This is a genomic window from Actinomadura xylanilytica (assembly GCF_030283145.1).
Taxonomy (GTDB): domain Bacteria; phylum Actinomycetota; class Actinomycetes; order Streptosporangiales; family Streptosporangiaceae; genus Spirillospora; species Spirillospora xylanilytica.
The window spans coordinates 486,071-502,281 of the sequence record NZ_JASNWE010000004.1 but is presented as its reverse complement, the minus strand read 5'-3'; the positions used below and the strand labels follow the sequence as shown (position 1 = coordinate 502,281).

Sequence of the window (16,211 nt, the reverse complement as noted above, 5' to 3'; positions counted from 1 at the left end):
CGTCATGCGCTCGCCTTGTCCGGGGCCCGTCCGTCCGAGGCGGGCCCGTCCGGGGCGGTGGCAGGCCCGTCCGGGGCCGTGCGGGTCGGGTCGGTGCCGGCAGTTCCGGCGTCGCCGGGCTGCGGGACGTCCAGCAGGGTGGCCTCGTTGAACGGGTCCGCGCCGGAGAGCACCCGGCGCGACCGGTCGGCGTCGAACTCGCCGGTCCAGTGGCCGATCAGCACGGTGGCGACGGCGTTGCCCGCGAAGTTGGTCAGCGCGCGGGCCTCGGACATGAACCGGTCGATGCCGACGATGAACCCGACCCCGTCGACCAGCTCCGGGCGGTGCGACTGGAGCCCGCCGGCCAGCGTGGCCAGCCCGGCGCCGCTGACGCCCGCCGCGCCCTTGGACGCGACGATCATGAACAGCAGCAGCGGGATCTGCGCGGAGACGGGCAGCGGGCTGTCCTGTGCGGAGGCGATGAACAGGGTCGCCATGGTCAGGTAGATCGAGGTGCCGTCCAGGTTGAAGGAGTACCCGGTCGGGACGGTGATGCCGACCACCGGGCGGCTCACCCCGAGATGCTCCATCTTGGCGATCAGCCGCGGCAGCGCCGTCTCGGACGAGGAGGTGGACAGGATCAGCAGGAACTCGCGGGCGAGGTAGCGCAGCAGCCGCAGGATGTTCATCCGGGCGCCGAACCACAGCACCGCGCCGAGCACCACGAACACGAACAGCGCGCAGGTCAGGTAGAAGCCCAGCATGATCACTCCGAGGCTGCGCAGCGCCGACCAGCCGGTCTCGCCGACCACCGCGGCGATCGCGCCGAACGCGCCGACCGGCGCCGCCCACATGATCATCGCCAGGATCCGGAACACCAGCCGCTGGACGTGCTCGATCCCGCGCAGGATCGGCGCGCCCGCCGCGCCGAGCTGCTGGAGGCCGAACCCGGTGAGCAGCGCGACCAGCAGCGTCTGGAGGACCTCGCCGCCGGTCAGCGCCGACAGCAGCGTGTCCGGGACGATGCCGAGCAGGAAGTCGGTGGTGCCCTCCGCGCCCTCGGCCTGCTTGTGCGCGGTGGCGGTGGAGGACGGGTCCAGGTGCAGGCCCGCGCCCGGATGCAGCAGGTTGCCGACGGCGAGCCCGATCGCCAGCGCGAACGTGGACATCACCATGAAGTAGCCGATCGTGATCAGGCCGACCCGGCCGACCTTGGCGGCCCGTGCGACCGAGCCGATGCCGAGCACGATGGTGACGAAGATGACCGGCGAGATCATCATCTTGATCAGGTTGACGAACGCGGTGCCGAGCGGCTTGAGCTCGACGGCGGCGTCCGGGGCGGCGAGCCCGACGGCGATGCCGAGCGCCACCGCGGCGACGACCGCGAGGTAGAGGTAGTGCACGCGATCCTGGCGGGGCCGCGCCGGGCTGGTCTCGCCGGCGGCCGGTGTGACGGGCACGGTGGTCTCCTTGTCTGCTCGACGCGCCGTCCGGGCGCGTGCGCACCCGTGACTATGCGCGCCGATGTGACGCCGGTCACGTTTGTGTACATTGCGTTCACGGCCCCGCGACGGCGGGGCGGCGAGATCCTCCCGAGACGGAACGACGATGCGCGGCAGGAACGTGGAACGCGGCCAGGACGCGGACGCGGGCGCCTCCCGCGGATGGCGCGCGGTGCGGCGCTGGAGCGTGGCCCGGCAGCTCCTGGCGTTGCAGGCGGTCGTCGTCGGGCTGCTGGTGGCGGCGGGCGCGACGGCGGCCTACCTGGACGCCGGCCGCGCCGCCAACGACCGGGCCCGGCAGACCGTCACGGCGGTCGCGGCGGCGATCGCGGACACCCCGGACGTCCGCACGGCGATCGCCGCCGGCCCCGCAGGGGAGCGGAGCAGGGCGCTCCAGCCGTTCGCCGAGCGAGTGCGCCGGGACACCGGGGTCGACTTCATCACGATCATGAGCACGGACGGGATCCGGTACACCCACCCGGCCCCGGCGCGGATCGGGGAGCGGTTCATCGGCAACACCGCGCCGGCGCTGGCCGGGCGGCCGTTCACCGAGACCTACACCGGCACGCTCGGCCCGTCCGTCCGCACCGTCGCCCCGGTCCTGGACGACCGGCGCCGGGTGGTCGCGCTGGTCGCGGTCGGCATCACGGTCCGGGCGATCTCGGCCGAGCTGCGCGAGCGGCTGCTGTCGCTGCTCGTGGTCGCGGCGGCGGCCCTCGCCGCCGGGATGGCGGGCAGCTACCTGGTCAGCGCGCGGCTGCGCCGGCAGACGCGGGGCGTCGCGCCCGGCGAGCTGCGCGAGATGTTCGAGTACTACGAGGCGATCCTGCACGCCGTCCGGGAGGGCCTGCTCCTGCTCGACCACGCGGGCCGGGTGGTGCTGTGCAACGACGCCGCCCGCGACCTGCTCGGCCTCGGCGCCGACCCGGGCGGGCGGGCGGCGGGCGCGCTCGGCCTGCCGGACGCGCTGGCCGCCGCGCTGGTGTCGGCGGAGCCGAGGGCGGACGAGATCCACGTGGGCGACACCCGGGTCCTGGTGGTCAACACCGCGCCGGTGCGGTCGCGGGACCGCGCGATGGGCAACGTGGTGACGCTGCGCGACCACACCGAGCTGCAAGGGCTGACCGGCGAGCTCGACACGGTGCGCGGGTTCGCCGAGTCGCTGCGGGCGCAGGCGCACGAGGCGGCCAACCGGCTGCACACGGTGGTGTCGCTGGTCGAGCTGGGCCGTCCCGGGCAGGCCGTCGAGTTCGCCACCGCCGAGCTGGCGACCGCGCAGCGGCTCACCGACCGGGTGGTGGGCGCGGTGTCCGAGCCGGTGCTGGCCGCGCTGCTGCTCGGCAAGTCGACCGAGGCGGGCGAGCGCGGCGTCGAGCTCGTCGTCACCGAGGACACCGCCTTCGACGGAGCCCCCGGACCGCAGGGCCCCCCGTCCGCGTCCGGCGGGGTCGGATCGCGGGACCTGGTCACCATCCTCGGCAACCTGATCGACAACGCCGTCGACGCGGCGCTGGAGAGCGCGGCCGAGCGTCCGCCCCGGGTGTCGGTGACGGTCCGCGCGGACCCGGGCGAGCTGCTCATGGAGGTCGCCGACACCGGACCGGGCGTCGACCCCGGGACGGTGCCGGAGATGTTCCGGCGCGGCTGGACCACCAAGACCTCGGACGGCCCGGCCGGGCACGGTCTCGGCCTGGCGCTGGTCGGGCGGGCGGTACGCCGGCACGGGGGGCGGATCGAGGTGGGCGGCGGGAGCGGCGCGGTGTTCACCGTTCGGCTGCCGCTGGAGCGGACCGGGCCGCGATGATCAGGGTGCTGGTGGTGGAGGACGACCCGGTGGCCGCGGAGGCGCACCGCGTCTACGTCGAGCGGGTCGCCGGGTTCGCGGTGGCAGGGGTGGTGCACTCCGGCGCCGAGGCGCTGCGGGCCGTCGGGCGCGGCGCCGTCGACGTCGTCCTGCTCGACCTCTACCTGCCCGACGTGCACGGGCTCGCGGTGTGCCGCGCGCTGCGCGCCGCCGGACGCGACGTGGACGTGATCGCGGTGACCTCGGCGCGGGACCTGGCGGTGGTCCGCGCCGCGGTGTCGGTGGGGGTGGTGCAGTACCTGCTGAAGCCGTTCACGTTCGCGTCGCTGCGCGACAAGCTCGACCAGTACGCCGAGTTCCGCGCGCGCGCCGCGCGTCCGGGCGAGGTGAGCGGGCAGGCCGAGGTGGACGGGATGCTGGCCGCGCTGCGCACCCCCGGGCACGGCCCGCTGCCCAAGGGGATGAGCGGCGAGACGCTCCAGGCCGTCACCGAGGCGCTGTCGGGGGCCGCGGCCGGGGGGCTGTCGGCCGCCGCGGCGGCCGATCTCACCGGCGTCTCCCGGGTGACCGCGCGCCGCTATCTGGAGTATCTCGCCGAGAGCGGGCTGGCCCGCCGCCGCCCCCACTACGGCCAGGTAGGGCGTCCTGAAGTGCGCTTTCACCCCGCCGGAGACGGTCCCGCCGGATAGAGCGCGCCGGGACGGGTAAGTAGAGAGGCGAATGAGCCACCAGTGAGGGACATCGGGGGAACTGCCGTGAGTGACCTGGGCGACAAGAAGGACGAGCTGGCCGGGAAGGCCAAGGAGGCCACGGGCAAGGCCACCGGCAAGGACGAGCTCGAGGGCGAGGGCAAGGCGGACCAGGCCAAGTCGCAGGCCAAGCAGACCGTCGACGAGGCCAAGCACAAGGTGTCGGACGCCAAGGAGAAGATGCGGGGCATGTTCAAGGGCGGGTCCAAGCAGTAGTCCCGCTTCCGGGCCCGCTGGCGGCCCGGAACGGGGCCGGAGGCCCGGAAGGACCTCCCTCGGGGCCGGTGGCGCGATCGCGCCACCGGCCTCCTTTTGTGCGCGCAAAGCGGGGTTGACCTGCATATTGTGCCGATAGGTGGTTTTGGTCTGACGCTGGGTGAGCATCTACTGGACACCACCGACGAGCAGGGGGAACGTCGTGAGCCAGGAGAACGGACAGACGACCAAGGAACGTCCGGTCGGGGGGCTGCCGAACCAGGCGCCCGGCCTCGGGTCGGACAAACCGGCCAAGAACGCACCGCCGCAGCCGGGCAAGGGCATGCGGAAGGCACCGAACCAGGGCGGTGGCGAGCTGGTCACCAACGGGGGCCGCACCAGCATCGCGGACGCCGTGGTGTCCAAGATCGCCGGCATGGCGGCCCGGGAGATCGGCGGCGTCCACAAGATGGGCGCCGGGATGGCCCGGACGCTCGGCTCGGTCAAGGAGCGGATGCCCGGCATGAACTCCAACGTGAGCCAGGGGGTGGCCGTCCAGGTCGGCGAGCGCCAGGCCGCCATCGACATCGACCTGGTGGTCGAGTACGGGGTCTCCATCCCCGATCTGGCCAACGCGGTCCGGGACAACGTCATCGACCAGGTCGAGCACATGTGCGGCCTGGAGGTGGTCGAGGTCAACGTCGCCGTGGACGACATCCAGCTCCCCGGCGAGGAGGACCAGGACCAGAACGGCGACAAGCCGGCGCCGCGGGTGCAATGACGTCCGGGACCGAGTCCGCCGGCCAGGGGGACGACGGCGGGAGCGCCGGCGGCACCGGCACGGCCGAAGCCGGCGGCACCGGCGAGGCGCACGCGGCCGAGGAGTCGCGGTCGATGCCCCTGCACGAGGCCGCCGAGCTGGCCGAGCGGATCGCCGGGACGGTCGAGGACCTGCCGGACGTGGCCGGGCTGACCGCCGGGCCGCACGTCCGCGTGGTCACCTACCGCGTCGGGATGCCGGTGACCGGCGTGGCCGTCCGCGACGACGAGGTCGAGGTGGGCGTGGTCGTCCGGGTCGGTACACCGGTGACCGGTGTGGCGGACGCGGTCCGGACGGCGGTGACGCCGCTGGCCGGCGGACGGCCGGTGCACGTCCTCATCGGCGACATCGACGACGGGGACGATGGCTGAGGCCCGATCGCGCACGGCCGCCCAACGGGCGGAGTTCAGGGCCTGGGTCCGCCGCCACCATCCGGACGCGGGCGGCGACCCGGACGAGTTCGCCGCCGGGCTCCGCCGATACCGGGCGGCCCGGCGGCGCCGGGCCGGGTCCGCCGTGGTGGTGGTGAAGCGCCGGCGATGGCCGATCAGCCTGCTGTACCGATGGCGGGAACGGCGCCTGCGGGCGCGCGACCTGCGCTGAGGGGGAGAGTTGAGATGAACGGGAAGACGACCTGGACCGTGATGGGCCTGGCCTTCGGGAGCGCCTGCGGGTTCGCCGGCGCGTTCGGCGGATTCGGCGCGTTCCTCATCGTGCTGGTCCTCGGCGTGCTGGGGTTCCTCGGCGGCCGGGTGATCGACGGCGAGCTCGACATGGGTGAGCTGTTCTCCTCGATCGGCGGCGGCAAGACCGGGAAGAGGCCGTCATGACCGCCGGCGACCGGGGCACCACGAAGATCGCCGACCGGGTGGTGCAGCGCATCGCGACCCGGGCGGCGGCGGAGCCGGGCGACGCCGGCGGTGTCAGCCGCACCGTCCTCGGGATGAGCGTGGGCCGCGGCCGAGCGCCGCGCGCGGACGTGTCGGTGCACGGCAAGATCGTCACCGCCCGGGTCGAGATGTCGGTGGCCTATCCGTCGCCCGTGCGGGAGGTCGCGCACCAGGTGCGCGAGCGCGTGCGCGAGCGGATCGAGGCGCTGACCGGCCTCACCGTGCGGCAGGTCGACGTCGACGTGTCCGTGCTGGAACGCGAGGCCAAGGTGGGGACGGCCCAGCGGCCCGTCGCGGGCGCGCGCACCAGGACCCCGGCGCTCAGCGGCGCCTCGTCCACGGGGGCGATGTCATGACCACCCACGCCGGACATCTGCGCAGGTCCTCGGCCCGCACCGCGCCGGCCAAGCCGGCCGCCGGGGGCCGTGCCGCCGACCGCGCCGCGCTCCGCGCGTTCCGTTCCCGCCGGGTCTGGCCGGCGCTGGTCGCGGCGGTGCTGCTCGTCGTGGCCGGGGCGCTGACGGCCATCGAGGTCATCTCCGCGCTCGTCGGCAGCCCGATGAAGCTGATCGACTACCCGCGCGTCACGCGCTGGGCCGCCGGCGGCGGCGGCGCCTGGAACGCCTGGGGGCCGCTGGCGATCGCCTCGGCCCTGGCGCTGCTCGGGCTGATCTTCCTGTTCGCCGGGCTGGTGCCCGGCCGCAGCCGGCTCGTCCCGCTCCGCGGCGACAGCCGCGACCTGGTCCTCGGCGTCACCCGGCGCGGCTTCACGGGCGCCGTCTCCGCCGCGGCCATGGAGACCGACGGGGTGACCGGCGTCCGCAAGGTCAAGCTGCGCCGGCACAAGGTCGTCGTCCGCGCCGAGACCGGGATGCGCTCGCCGGGCGACCTGGAGGAGCGGGTCCGCGAGGCCGTCGAGCGCAGCCTGGAGCGGCTCGGGCCGCTGCCCGACCGCGACGTCAAGGTACGGATCGCGCACCGGGAGGGCTGACCGATGGACCGACGAGCCGCGCGCCTCAACCGCATCGCCCTGACCGTGCTGGGACTCGTGCTGCTCGGCGCCGGGGGCGCCGCGCTGGCGCGGGCACTGGGCGCGTGGGGCGGCGGCCGGGCGTCCGAACCGCTGCTGACCGGCCAGGTGCGCCGGTTCGCGGCCGACCAGGGCTGGTTCTGGCCCCTCCTCGCCGCGATCGCGGTCGTCCTGACGCTGTTCGGGCTGTACTGGCTGGTCGCGCAGGGCCGTTCGCACCGGCTCCCGGGACTCAACCTGGCGCCCGACGACGCGGACGGCAAGACCCGGCTGTCGGCGGGCGCGATCACGAACGTGGTGCAGGACGAGATCGAGGAGTACCCGGGCGTGAACGGCGCGCGGGCCCGGCTGATGGGCACCGCCGACCGCCCGAGGCTGCGGCTGAACGTGTCCTACAGCCACCGGGCCGACCTGGCCGCGCTGCGGACCCGCATCGGCGAGGAGGCCGTGCCGAGGCTGTGCGCCGCGCTCGAACACGACTCGCTGCCGACGGTCGTGCGGCTGCGGCTGGTGCCCGCCAAGGAGAGCAGGACGGTGGTCTGACGCTTGCGCCGGGCCGCGTGGACGTGCCAGCTTTCGGGGCATGAGATCTGAGATGTCGGCGAACGTGGCCGCCTTCGAGCAGACGATCCGGTCCACTCTCGCGCTCGCGGAGACCTTCGACGAGGCCGACTGGGCGCGTCCCACCGACTGCCCCGGCTGGAGCGTCCAGGACGTCGTCGCCCATCTGGCCAGCGTGGAGATCGGGATGCTCGGCGAGGACGCCGCCCCCGGCCACGTCCTGGCCGGGGACCCGGCGCACGTGCGCAATGCGCTCGGCCGCATCGTCGAGATCGGAGTCGACGCGCGCCGCGGCCGGACCGGGCCCGAGGTCCTCGCCGAGCTCCGCGAGGTGCTGGAGCGCCGGCTCGCCGTCCTCCCCGGCATCGACCCCGAGGAGCCCGCCCTCGCCCCGACCGGCAACACGGTGCCGTACGCCGAGCTGATGGTGTTCCGCACGTTCGACTGCTGGGTCCACGAGCAGGACGTCCGGCGCGCGGTCGGGCGTCCCGGCAACCTGGGCGCGCCGGGCGCCGAGCGGGCCCGGCGGATCATGACGCGCGGCCTGCCGATGGTCGTCGGCAAGCGCGCCGGCGCCGAGCCCGGCCAGACGGTGGCGTTCGAGGTCGGCGGCGACCTCCCGTTCACCCTGTACCTCGAGGTGGACGGGGCGGGCAAGGCGGCCTTCGTCGACCACGTGGCCGCGCCGGACACCCTGCTGCGGATGGACTGGGAGGCCTACATGCGCCTCGGCACCGGCCGCTGCGGGCCCGGCGACGTCGTGGTGGAGACCGCGGGCGACACCGCGCTGGCCGGCCGCATCCTGGCGAACATGGCGCTCACCCCCTGACGGGTTTTAGCGGACATTGGCGGCTTCCATCCGTGATAGTGCAGGTCAGCGGACTAGCCTCCATATTGAAGGCATCACGTCGAGAGGAATGGAGGCGATCGCTTGCCCGATATTCACGGACGTGCCGGCTCCGCTGCGGAGCCCTTCGAAGTACCGAGGTGATAGCCAGAACGACAGCGCGGGCCCCTTCCACTGAGCGGCCCGAACCCGGGGGCCGCGGCGGTGAGCGCCGTGGTCCTCGGGTCATGTCCGGCGCCGTGCCGACGTGACGAAGGCCACTCGACCTCCTGGGTTGTGTTCTCCAACGCACAGGCGCAGACTCGAGGTCCAGTGAGTTGGAAAATCCAATGGAGGTGGCGGTCATGCGCGACGCGGTGATCGTGGAGGCGGTCCGGACCCCGGTCGGCAAGGGCAGACCCGGCGGGGCCCTGCACGATGAGCATCCGGCCGACCTACTCGCCCGGACGCTCCAGACCCTGGTCGAACGGGCCGGAATCGACCCTGCGCTCGTCGACGACGTGATCGGCGGCGTGGTCACCCAGGCAGGGGACCAGGCCCTCAACCTCACCCGGACGGCGGTGCTGGCCGCCGGGTTCCCCGAGAGCGTGCCCGCGATGACCGTCGACCGGCAGTGCGGCTCGTCACAGCAGGCCGCGCACCTCGCCGCGCAGGGCGTGCAGAGCGGCGCGTACGACATCGCCATCGCCTGCGGCGTCGAGTCGATGTCGCGGGTTCCGATGGGATCGTCGGTGCTCCCGGGCAGCGACCCGTTCGGCCCGATGCTCGCCGCGCGCTACCCCGGCGGCCTGGTCGGGCAGGGCATCAGCGCCGAGCTGATCGCCGCCCGCTGGAACCTCGCCCGCGAGGACCTGGACGCCTACGCCGCCGAGTCGCACCGCCGCGCCGCCGAGGCGTGGAAGAACGGCGAGTTCGACCGCGAGGTCGCCTGGACGGGGCAGCGCGACGAGACCGTCCGGCCCGGGACCACGCCCGAGATCCTCGCCGGGCTCAGGCCCGCCTACTACGACGCCGGCATTGCGGAGCGGTTCCCCGAGATCGGCTGGCGGGTCACCGCGGGCAACAGCTCGCCGATCAACGACGGTGCCGCCGCCGTGCTGATCATGGGCGCGGACGTCGCCGGACGGCTCGGGCTGCGTCCCCGCGCCCGCTTCCACGCCTTCGCCGTCGCGGGAGCCGATCCGCTGCTGATGCTCACCGCGATCGTCCCCGCCACCGAGAAGGTCCTCGCGCGCGGCGGTCTCACGCTCGCCGACATCGATGTGTTCGAGGTCAACGAGGCGTTCGCGTCCGTCGTGCTGGCCTGGCAGCGGGAGACCGGCGCCGACCTCGCCAAGGTCAACGTCCGCGGCGGCGCGATCGCCGTCGGCCACCCCCTCGGCGGCAGCGGGGCCCGCATCATGACCACACTGCTGCACGCGATGGAGGACCGGGGCGCCCGGTTCGGCCTCCAGACCATGTGCGAGGGGGGCGGCCTCGCCAACGCCACCGTCATCGAGCGGCTGTGACCGGCGCCGCGCCCGGGACTTCCTAGGATGAGGGGCATGCCGAAGGACGCCGAACCCCGCGCCTGCTCCATCGCCGACACGCTCGACCTGGTCGGCGAGCGCTGGTCGCTGCTCGCGATCCGCGAGATCGTGCACGGGGTGCGGAGGTTCGACGGCATCGTCCGCAACACCGGCGCGTCCCGCGACATCCTCACCGCCCGCCTCCGCAAGCTGGAGGCGGGCGGGATCGTCCGCCGCGAGCTCTACAGCGAGCACCCGCCGCGCTTCGAGTACCACCTCACGCCCGCGGGCCGGGAGCTGAGCGATGTGCTCGTCACTCTGATGAGCTGGGGCGACCGGCACCTCAACCCCGACGATCCGCCGGTGCGCTGGCAGCACGCCTGCGGCGAGACCCTCGACCCCGCGGTCGTCTGCCGGCACTGCGGCCGGCCGGCCCGCGAGGGCGCGCACTCCCCGTCCGGACGCGGCGTCCTGCCATCCTGAGCGGCCCTCACTCCCCGGCGGCGCGCACCAGCCGGTCGCCGTCGGGCGTCCGGCTGTACAGCACCGACCGCCCCGACCGGTGCCGCACCAGCAGCCCCGCGTCCAGCAGGACTCTCAGATGGCCGCCCACCGTGCCGAGCCCGCAGCCGGTCAGCGCGACGAGTTGGCTCGTGCTCTTGGGCGTGTCCAGCCGGACCAGCACACCCGCCCGCGTCGGGCCGAGCAGCCGGCCCAGCGGACCCGGCACCGCGGCACCGTCCGGGCCCGCCAGCAGGCCCGTGCACGAGTAGACCAGCGCGTACCGGTCGGGGAGGTCCCAGCTCACCCAGCCGCGCCGCGAGGTGGTCGGCACGAACAGCAGGTCGGCGTCGCCGATCTCGCGGGTCGGCCGGTCCTGCGCGTTGATCCGCAGCCGCCCGTCGCCCAGCCAGCTCGTCTCCACCCGCAGCTCACCGATCACCGCGGCCCAGCCGTGCGAGCCGAGCCGGTGCGTGCGCGCGGCGATGTCGGCCTCGAAGACGCGGCGCCTCCTCGGCCAGTCCGGCTCGACGGTGCGGGTCCACACCCAGATGAGTAGCGCGGCGGCCCGCTCCGCCACGTCCGGGACGGCCAGCGGCGTGGGCGGCGGCGCGCCGAGCGCGGTGGCGAGGTCGGCCAGGGCCGCCTCGCCCGGCGTGCGGCGGACCCGGTCGATCTCCCGCTCGAATGACGGCGGGCCCTCCAGCGGCGGACGGCTCAGGAAGTCGGCGATCCACCGTGGCCGGAACGCCGCCTCGACGAACGCCGCGGCGAACGGGTCGCCGCCGAACCGGGCGCGGAACACCGGCCGGTGCTCGCGGGCCCACGCGGCCATACCGTCGCCGGCCTCCTTGCGCCCGCCCAGGACGGCGAGCGCCCCGACGGTCTCGGCCAGCGGCGACACCGCGAAGCGGCTCCGCGCGAGCACGTCCGGGCCGACCTGCCACAGCCCCATCTTTCGCCTCCGTCCGAAACAGTAGCGCCGGGCCCCGGCGAGGCCGCACAGTCTCCGCCGTGCGTACCTACCGCGACATCTTCGGGGTGCCCGAGTTCACCCCGCTCTTCGCTGCGGCGACGGTCCAGCTCGCCGCCCTGACCATCGGCCAGATCGCGCTCGCCACCCTGGTCTTCGGCGCCACCGGATCGTCGCTGCTGGCCGCGCTGAGCATGTTCGGCTCCTCGTTCGCCCAGGTGGTCGGCGCGCTGACGCTGCTCTCGGTGGCCGACCGGGTGCCGCCCCGCGCCGCGATGACCGGGCTCGCGCTGATCTTCGCCGGCGGCACCCTGCTGCTCGCGCTGCCCGGCCTGCCGGTGGCCGTGATCATGGCGGTCATCGCGGTGCTGGGCCTGGCCGGCTCGGTGGGCGGCGGCGTCCGCTGGGGCCTGCTGAACGAGATCCTCCCCGCGGACGGCTACGTCCTCGGGCGCTCGGTGTTCAACATGGCCGTCGGCCTCATGCAGATCGGCGGGTACGCGCTCGGCGGGGTGCTGCTCGCCGTCGCGTCCCCCGGCCGGGTCCTGCTGGTCTCCGCCGCCCTCTACCTGGCCGCCGCGCTCGCCGCCCGGTTCGGCCTCACCCCGCGTCCCGCCCGCGCGTCCGGCCGCGCCTCGATCGGCGAGACGTGGCGGGTCAACGCGCGGCTGTGGTCGGACCCGGTACGGCGCAACGCCTTCTTCGCGCTCTGGGTGCCGAACGGGCTGGTCGTCGGCTGCGAGGCCCTGTTCGTCCCGTACGCGCCGGGCTCGGCGAGCGTCCTGTTCACGGCGGGCGCGCTCGGCATGCTGCTCGGCGACATGACGATGGGCCGGTTCGTCCCGCCGGGGTCGCGCGGACGGCTCATCACCCCGTTGCGGATGCTGCTCGCCGCCCCCTACCTCGCCTTCGCGCTCCTGCCCCCGCTCCCCGTCGCGGTGCTCGCGGTGGCCCTCGCCTCGTTCGGCTTCGGCGCCGGGCTGCTGCTCCAGGAACGCCTCATCGCCGCCACCCCGCCGGAGATGCACGGCCAGGCGCTCGGCCTCAACAGCGCCGGCATGCTGACCATGCAGGCCATCGGTGCCACCGTCGCCGGCGCCCTGGCCGACCACCTTCCGGTGGCGGCCACCATCACCGCGATGGCCGTGGTCTCGCTGGCCGTCACCCTCGCCCTCACCCCGGGCCTCCGCACCCCCGTCCAAATCCTGGCCACCGGCAGCTGGGACGACACCGTGGGATGGCGCGGCCCCGGGCCTGAAAGCCGACGGGCGCGCTCCCGGCGGGCAACTTCTTGGCCTGCGCGCGAAGCTTCTCCACCAGGCGGGCCATGACCACCGTGACGGCTTTCGTGACATCAGGGTGAACGTACGGCGCCGTCAGCCGGAGGTGTCGTCAGGCCCTTGGACGGTCCGGCCACATGCCCCCACCTGTGGCAACACCCCTCGTTGGTACCTGGTGACACGAGCCATACCGCCCCCCATCACCTGCGCGCCGACGGCTACCCCCAGGCCGAGGAGGACGTCGTCCGGCTCTCGCCGTTCGGCGAGGGGGCCTGAGTGTCCGTCACGGCCCCGCATCCTCGCACAATGCAAGTCTCAGAAGGAGGTCCGGCCCACTTTTGCGTGAGAACGAGTTCTGAGAACCGATCCAGAGCAACAGGGTTCCGGCGCCCCTCTTTTGATCTAGCGTCTCGTGATTCCGTCAGCCTTACTTGATCTCGTGTGGTTCGATCTATCGGCATGGAGCTCTCTGTGGAACAGGCCGCCGAGCCGCGGGAGTCGGCGAAGTATCTGAAGCGGACCGAGAACATCTCGGTGTCCTGGCACTACATCGCGCGCATTTGGCGGGAGGAGAGCCTGAAGCCGCACCGGTCCGGCACCTTCAAGATTTCCAAAGACCCCGCGATCGCGGCGAAGGTGGCCGATGTGATCGGCCTGTATCTGGCCCCGCCGGGCGGCGCGGTGGTCCTCTCCATCGACGAGAAGACGCAGATCCAGGCACTGGACCGCACCCAGCCGGTGCTGCCGGTCGCCTTCGCGGCGAGCGAGAAACGCACCGCCGACTACGTCCGGCACGGCACCCCAAACCTGTTCGCCGTCCTGAACATGGCCACCGGCGAAGTGCTTGGCGAGTGCAAGTCGACCCGGAACGGCAAGGACTTCCTGGCCTTCCTCAAGAAGGCAGTGAAACCGCACGTTGGGAAGGAGACCCATGTCGTCCTGGACAACCTCTCGACACACACCACTCCGGAGGTCAAGGAGTGGCTGGTCAAGAACGCGCACGTCCACTTCCACTTCACTCCCATCGGCTCGTCGGGGCTGAACCAGATCGAGATCTGGTTCGGAATCCTCACCCGGCAGTCGATCCGCCGCGGCACGTCCTCCAGTGTCAACGTCCTGATCAAGCAGATCAGCGACTACATCAACCCCTGGAACGAGAACGCGAAACCGTTCACCTGGACCGCGACCACATTGGTTTAGCTCGATCAAATTCAGGAAAGCGAGGTGCGTCGATGGCCGTTCTCACCGAGTGCGAGACCCACCTGCTGGCGATGCATGGACAGCTGATGGAAAATCCGCACGTGCAGATTTTCTCTGCCAAGCCGGGTCAGATTATCGAAGAATATGGCGACGCCCGGGAGGTCTTTGAAAAGATCTCCATATGGCATGGAATCTCCCTGGATCGTTCTCTCCAGCGATGCTTCGTCCGATTTAATTGGTTCTCCAGTCATTGGCGGATCGAGCGCCCAGGGATCCGGTTGACAGGCGAGTTCACCATTCGCCATCTCCTCACATCCATGAACGTCAACGCGCCGGACATCGATTGGGGGGAAACCCCGCTTGAGCGGCAACTCTATTCCGAGCCCCGCGTCATCGATCACCGCCCCGGGAGCGGGACGGGAACATTTGCAGCGCTACGCATAAAACCCGATATGCCACTACCGGAGGTCTGGTTTCACGACTTCCGCATTGGGGCGTTCAAAATGGATATCGATTACTGCGATTACCTGGCCGCGCTGGCCATCACCAAGGGAACCTCCGGCTGGCACTACCTTTTCTGTGATGTTTCACTCGGTGACCGTGAATTCGGGCACATTGGCGGAAATCTCGAAGACATGCTTACCGTGTTCTCAGAACTGTTTCCTGAGTATGACTACGCACCCCTGAGGGAACGTCTGGGCGAACGGCTCCGCTAGTGTCTCGTGATTCCGTCAGCGGAATCACGAGACACTAGCTCCGGGAAAGGGTCGTTTGTGAGAAAATCGGGTTGCGATTCTCGCCCGGCAAAGTGTTAAACTGATCTGCTTTGCTCCGGTCGGAAGGAAAGCAGATGGACGTCCCCTCCTTGCACAGCCGGTTCCTTAGCGACGCACTTCCTCGGATCCGGCAGGATGCGCGCGTGGTCGGCGTGGCGATCACCGGGTCGATGGTGGGAGGCCGCCCCGATGTCTACTCGGACGTGGACCTGATCCTCGTCATCGATGACGCGGCGTACGACGCGGTCATGCGGGAGCGGCTCGTGCTGATCGGCTCCTGGGCCTCCCTGGTCGCCGGATTCACCGGGGAGCATGTCGGCGAGCCGCGTCTGATCATCACACTCGTCGGGCCGCCCCTCCTGCACGTCGACTTCAAGTTCGTCCGGGCCTCCGAGTTCGCCGAGCGGACCGAGGACCCGGAGATCCTGTGGGACCGGGACGGCCTCCTGTCCGGCGCCCTCGCCCAGCAGCCGCCGGTCACTCCGGCGTTCGACCTCCAGTGGATCGAGGACCGGTTTTGGATCTGGGTGCACTACGGCGCGACGAAGCTCGGCCGCGGGGAACTGTTCGAGACCATCAGCTTCCTCTCCTACCTGCGCGAGACCGTGCTCGGCCCCCTGGCCGCCCGCCGGGTGGGCGCGATCCCCCGCGGTGTACGCCACCTGGAGACCATCGCGCCCGAAGAGGCGCGCAACCTTCAGACAACGCTGTGCGGCTACGACCGCCACGAAGCCGGACGGGCGCTCCTCGCCACCGTCGATCTCTACCGCCGATGGTCCGATGCCGATGGAGCGATCGTTGAACGGTGCCACCACGCCGAGAAGCTCGCCATGCAGTACCTCCACGACGTCATCGATCAAGGCCGCTGACTGAAGCGGGCTGACACACAGCCGACTGAAGTACCTCGCCGTCCTTGTCGGCTCCGGTTTTCCATTCCGTCCCCATACGCATAATGGATGGCGCCCCCCTCCTCACCACTCATCCACCGCGTAGAAGACCTCGACCTGGTCGCCGCGACCGCGTAGCCGGAGACCGCCGTCACAGGCCGGGACTCGGTGCGACCGGAGGAAAAGTGGATTGATCGTCGCAGGTCACGGGCGGTACACGGCGTTCGCCCGACGAATGGGTTCCGGTCCGGGCACAGCGGGATAAGGCGGGTGCGGCACGCGCCGGCGCGCTCTGATAATCGCGGCGGCACCGTGAGGAAGAACGGCACAGTCGCTGGTCAGGAACCATTTCGTGCGGCCGGGCGGGCGCCGGGACGGTGGTCGGGTCCAGACATGACGTCTACCTCCCGATCACGCAGAGCTGCCTTGCCCCTGGTGACAGCTACCCGGGCAGGGCCGCTTCACCGTCGCCACAACCGCACGGTGTCGTCATTGCTGCCGGTGGCCAGGATTTTGCCGTTGGGGCTAAACGTCACCGACTCGACGGGGTCGTTGTGGCCGGTGAGGGGGCCAGACCGGACCCTCGCGACGCGATGACCGCGCCGGTCCCGGCGCAGGACCACGCACGACCAGGTCCTTGACCTGGGACCTCCCGCTACAGTAGCGCCGTCCTCTCCGCCTTTGAGGGCCCAGAACGCCCGATGTC

Annotated in this window: 20 protein-coding genes; 17 read left to right on the top strand and 3 right to left on the bottom strand. The window is 72.0% G+C overall.

The genetic code is table 11. The annotated features are described in order from the left end of the window. Window positions 1-2: 2 nt before the first annotated feature. Window positions 3-1,442, bottom strand: a complete 1,440-nt coding sequence (locus QP090_RS26095) for a cation:dicarboxylate symporter family transporter (protein WP_285942043.1) — start codon at window positions 1,440-1,442, stop codon at window positions 3-5. 148 nt (window positions 1,443-1,590) lie between these two features. Between QP090_RS26095 and QP090_RS26090 the strand changes: the two genes are divergently transcribed. The 13 genes from QP090_RS26090 (at window position 1,591) to QP090_RS26030 (ending at window position 10,371) form a co-directional block, all read left to right on the top strand. Then, window positions 1,591-3,288 (top strand): sensor histidine kinase, encoded by a 1,698-nt coding sequence (locus tag QP090_RS26090; RefSeq protein WP_285942042.1) that lies wholly within the window; start codon window positions 1,591-1,593, stop codon window positions 3,286-3,288. Beyond that, complete coding sequence (locus QP090_RS26085) at window positions 3,285-3,977, top strand: response regulator (RefSeq protein WP_285942041.1); 693 nt, start codon at window positions 3,285-3,287, stop codon at window positions 3,975-3,977. The genes QP090_RS26090 and QP090_RS26085 overlap by 4 nt, the downstream gene beginning before the upstream one ends. 66 nt (window positions 3,978-4,043) lie before the next feature. After that, the gene (locus QP090_RS26080) at window positions 4,044-4,253 is read left to right on the top strand and encodes a CsbD family protein (RefSeq protein WP_349666509.1); all 210 of its coding nucleotides are present in this window, start codon (window positions 4,044-4,046) and stop codon (window positions 4,251-4,253) included. A gap of 322 nt (window positions 4,254-4,575) precedes the next feature. Next, complete coding sequence (locus QP090_RS26075; RefSeq protein WP_285942792.1) at window positions 4,576-5,013, top strand: Asp23/Gls24 family envelope stress response protein; 438 nt, start codon at window positions 4,576-4,578, stop codon at window positions 5,011-5,013. Beyond that, window positions 5,010-5,423, top strand: a complete 414-nt coding sequence (locus QP090_RS26070; protein ID WP_285942040.1) for a hypothetical protein — start codon at window positions 5,010-5,012, stop codon at window positions 5,421-5,423. Before QP090_RS26075 ends, QP090_RS26070 begins: the two co-directional genes overlap by 4 nt. Further along, complete coding sequence (locus QP090_RS26065) at window positions 5,416-5,655, top strand: hypothetical protein (RefSeq protein ID WP_285942039.1); 240 nt, start codon at window positions 5,416-5,418, stop codon at window positions 5,653-5,655. Before QP090_RS26070 ends, QP090_RS26065 begins: the two co-directional genes overlap by 8 nt. A gap of 14 nt (window positions 5,656-5,669) precedes the next feature. Further along, window positions 5,670-5,882: a hypothetical protein gene (locus QP090_RS26060; RefSeq protein WP_285942038.1), complete on the top strand. Its 213-nt coding sequence runs from the start codon at window positions 5,670-5,672 to the stop codon at window positions 5,880-5,882. Continuing rightward, window positions 5,879-6,298, top strand: a complete 420-nt coding sequence (locus QP090_RS26055; RefSeq protein WP_285942037.1) for an Asp23/Gls24 family envelope stress response protein — start codon at window positions 5,879-5,881, stop codon at window positions 6,296-6,298. The genes QP090_RS26060 and QP090_RS26055 overlap by 4 nt, the downstream gene beginning before the upstream one ends. After that, on the top strand, window positions 6,295-6,933 hold the full coding sequence (locus QP090_RS26050; protein WP_285942036.1) for a DUF6286 domain-containing protein: 639 nt from the start codon (window positions 6,295-6,297) through the stop codon (window positions 6,931-6,933). The genes QP090_RS26055 and QP090_RS26050 overlap by 4 nt, the downstream gene beginning before the upstream one ends. A gap of 3 nt (window positions 6,934-6,936) precedes the next feature. Continuing rightward, on the top strand, window positions 6,937-7,515 hold the full coding sequence (amaP, locus tag QP090_RS26045; RefSeq protein ID WP_285942035.1) for an alkaline shock response membrane anchor protein AmaP: 579 nt from the start codon (window positions 6,937-6,939) through the stop codon (window positions 7,513-7,515). A 40-nt stretch (window positions 7,516-7,555) separates the two neighbouring features. Beyond that, window positions 7,556-8,362, top strand: a complete 807-nt coding sequence (locus QP090_RS26040) for a maleylpyruvate isomerase family mycothiol-dependent enzyme (protein WP_285942034.1) — start codon at window positions 7,556-7,558, stop codon at window positions 8,360-8,362. 362 nt (window positions 8,363-8,724) lie between these two features. Next, entirely contained in the window at window positions 8,725-9,888 is a 1,164-nt protein-coding gene (locus QP090_RS26035) for a thiolase family protein (RefSeq protein WP_285942033.1), read from the top strand. Between the two features lie 36 nt (window positions 9,889-9,924). Next, a complete protein-coding gene (locus tag QP090_RS26030; protein ID WP_285942032.1) occupies window positions 9,925-10,371 on the top strand; it encodes a winged helix-turn-helix transcriptional regulator in 447 nt (148 codons plus the stop codon). A gap of 7 nt (window positions 10,372-10,378) precedes the next feature. On the opposite strand, the gene QP090_RS26025 is transcribed toward QP090_RS26030, so the two are convergent. Continuing rightward, complete coding sequence (locus QP090_RS26025; RefSeq protein WP_285942031.1) at window positions 10,379-11,344, bottom strand: ArsR/SmtB family transcription factor; 966 nt, start codon at window positions 11,342-11,344, stop codon at window positions 10,379-10,381. A 59-nt stretch (window positions 11,345-11,403) separates the two neighbouring features. Here QP090_RS26025 and QP090_RS26020 point away from each other — a divergent pair, with 59 nt between their 5' ends. The 4 genes from QP090_RS26020 (at window position 11,404) to QP090_RS26005 (ending at window position 15,487) form a co-directional block, all read left to right on the top strand. Then, a complete protein-coding gene (locus QP090_RS26020; protein ID WP_285942030.1) occupies window positions 11,404-12,693 on the top strand; it encodes an MFS transporter in 1,290 nt (429 codons plus the stop codon). A gap of 420 nt (window positions 12,694-13,113) precedes the next feature. Further along, a complete protein-coding gene (locus QP090_RS26015; RefSeq protein WP_285942029.1) occupies window positions 13,114-13,842 on the top strand; it encodes an IS630 family transposase in 729 nt (242 codons plus the stop codon). 32 nt (window positions 13,843-13,874) lie between these two features. Further along, complete coding sequence (locus QP090_RS26010) at window positions 13,875-14,558, top strand: hypothetical protein (protein ID WP_285942028.1); 684 nt, start codon at window positions 13,875-13,877, stop codon at window positions 14,556-14,558. Window positions 14,559-14,761: 203 nt separating this feature from the next. Further along, the gene (locus QP090_RS26005) at window positions 14,762-15,487 is read left to right on the top strand and encodes a hypothetical protein (protein WP_285942027.1); all 726 of its coding nucleotides are present in this window, start codon (window positions 14,762-14,764) and stop codon (window positions 15,485-15,487) included. A gap of 479 nt (window positions 15,488-15,966) precedes the next feature. Here the strand turns inward: QP090_RS26005 and QP090_RS37715 are convergent, their stop codons facing one another. Next, window positions 15,967-16,128 (bottom strand): WD40 repeat domain-containing protein, encoded by a 162-nt coding sequence (locus QP090_RS37715; RefSeq protein ID WP_432763078.1) that lies wholly within the window; start codon window positions 16,126-16,128, stop codon window positions 15,967-15,969. Window positions 16,129-16,211: the final 83 nt, after the last annotated feature.

Coding starts and splice junctions, on each gene's coding strand:
- QP090_RS26090 (WP_285942042.1), top strand. CDS start 1,591: ATGCGCGGCAGGAACGTGGAACGCGGCCAGGACGCGGACGCGGGCGCC.
- QP090_RS26085 (WP_285942041.1), top strand. CDS start 3,285: ATGATCAGGGTGCTGGTGGTGGAGGACGACCCGGTGGCCGCGGAGGCG.
- QP090_RS26075 (WP_285942792.1), top strand. CDS start 4,576: ATGCGGAAGGCACCGAACCAGGGCGGTGGCGAGCTGGTCACCAACGGG.
- QP090_RS26070 (WP_285942040.1), top strand. CDS start 5,010: ATGACGTCCGGGACCGAGTCCGCCGGCCAGGGGGACGACGGCGGGAGC.
- QP090_RS26065 (WP_285942039.1), top strand. CDS start 5,416: ATGGCTGAGGCCCGATCGCGCACGGCCGCCCAACGGGCGGAGTTCAGG.
- QP090_RS26060 (WP_285942038.1), top strand. CDS start 5,670: ATGAACGGGAAGACGACCTGGACCGTGATGGGCCTGGCCTTCGGGAGC.
- QP090_RS26055 (WP_285942037.1), top strand. CDS start 5,879: ATGACCGCCGGCGACCGGGGCACCACGAAGATCGCCGACCGGGTGGTG.
- QP090_RS26050 (WP_285942036.1), top strand. CDS start 6,295: ATGACCACCCACGCCGGACATCTGCGCAGGTCCTCGGCCCGCACCGCG.
- amaP (WP_285942035.1), top strand. CDS start 6,937: ATGGACCGACGAGCCGCGCGCCTCAACCGCATCGCCCTGACCGTGCTG.
- QP090_RS26040 (WP_285942034.1), top strand. CDS start 7,556: ATGAGATCTGAGATGTCGGCGAACGTGGCCGCCTTCGAGCAGACGATC.
- QP090_RS26035 (WP_285942033.1), top strand. CDS start 8,725: ATGCGCGACGCGGTGATCGTGGAGGCGGTCCGGACCCCGGTCGGCAAG.
- QP090_RS26030 (WP_285942032.1), top strand. CDS start 9,925: ATGCCGAAGGACGCCGAACCCCGCGCCTGCTCCATCGCCGACACGCTC.
- QP090_RS26025 (WP_285942031.1), bottom strand. CDS start 11,344: ATGGGGCTGTGGCAGGTCGGCCCGGACGTGCTCGCGCGGAGCCGCTTC.
- QP090_RS26010 (WP_285942028.1), top strand. CDS start 13,875: ATGGCCGTTCTCACCGAGTGCGAGACCCACCTGCTGGCGATGCATGGA.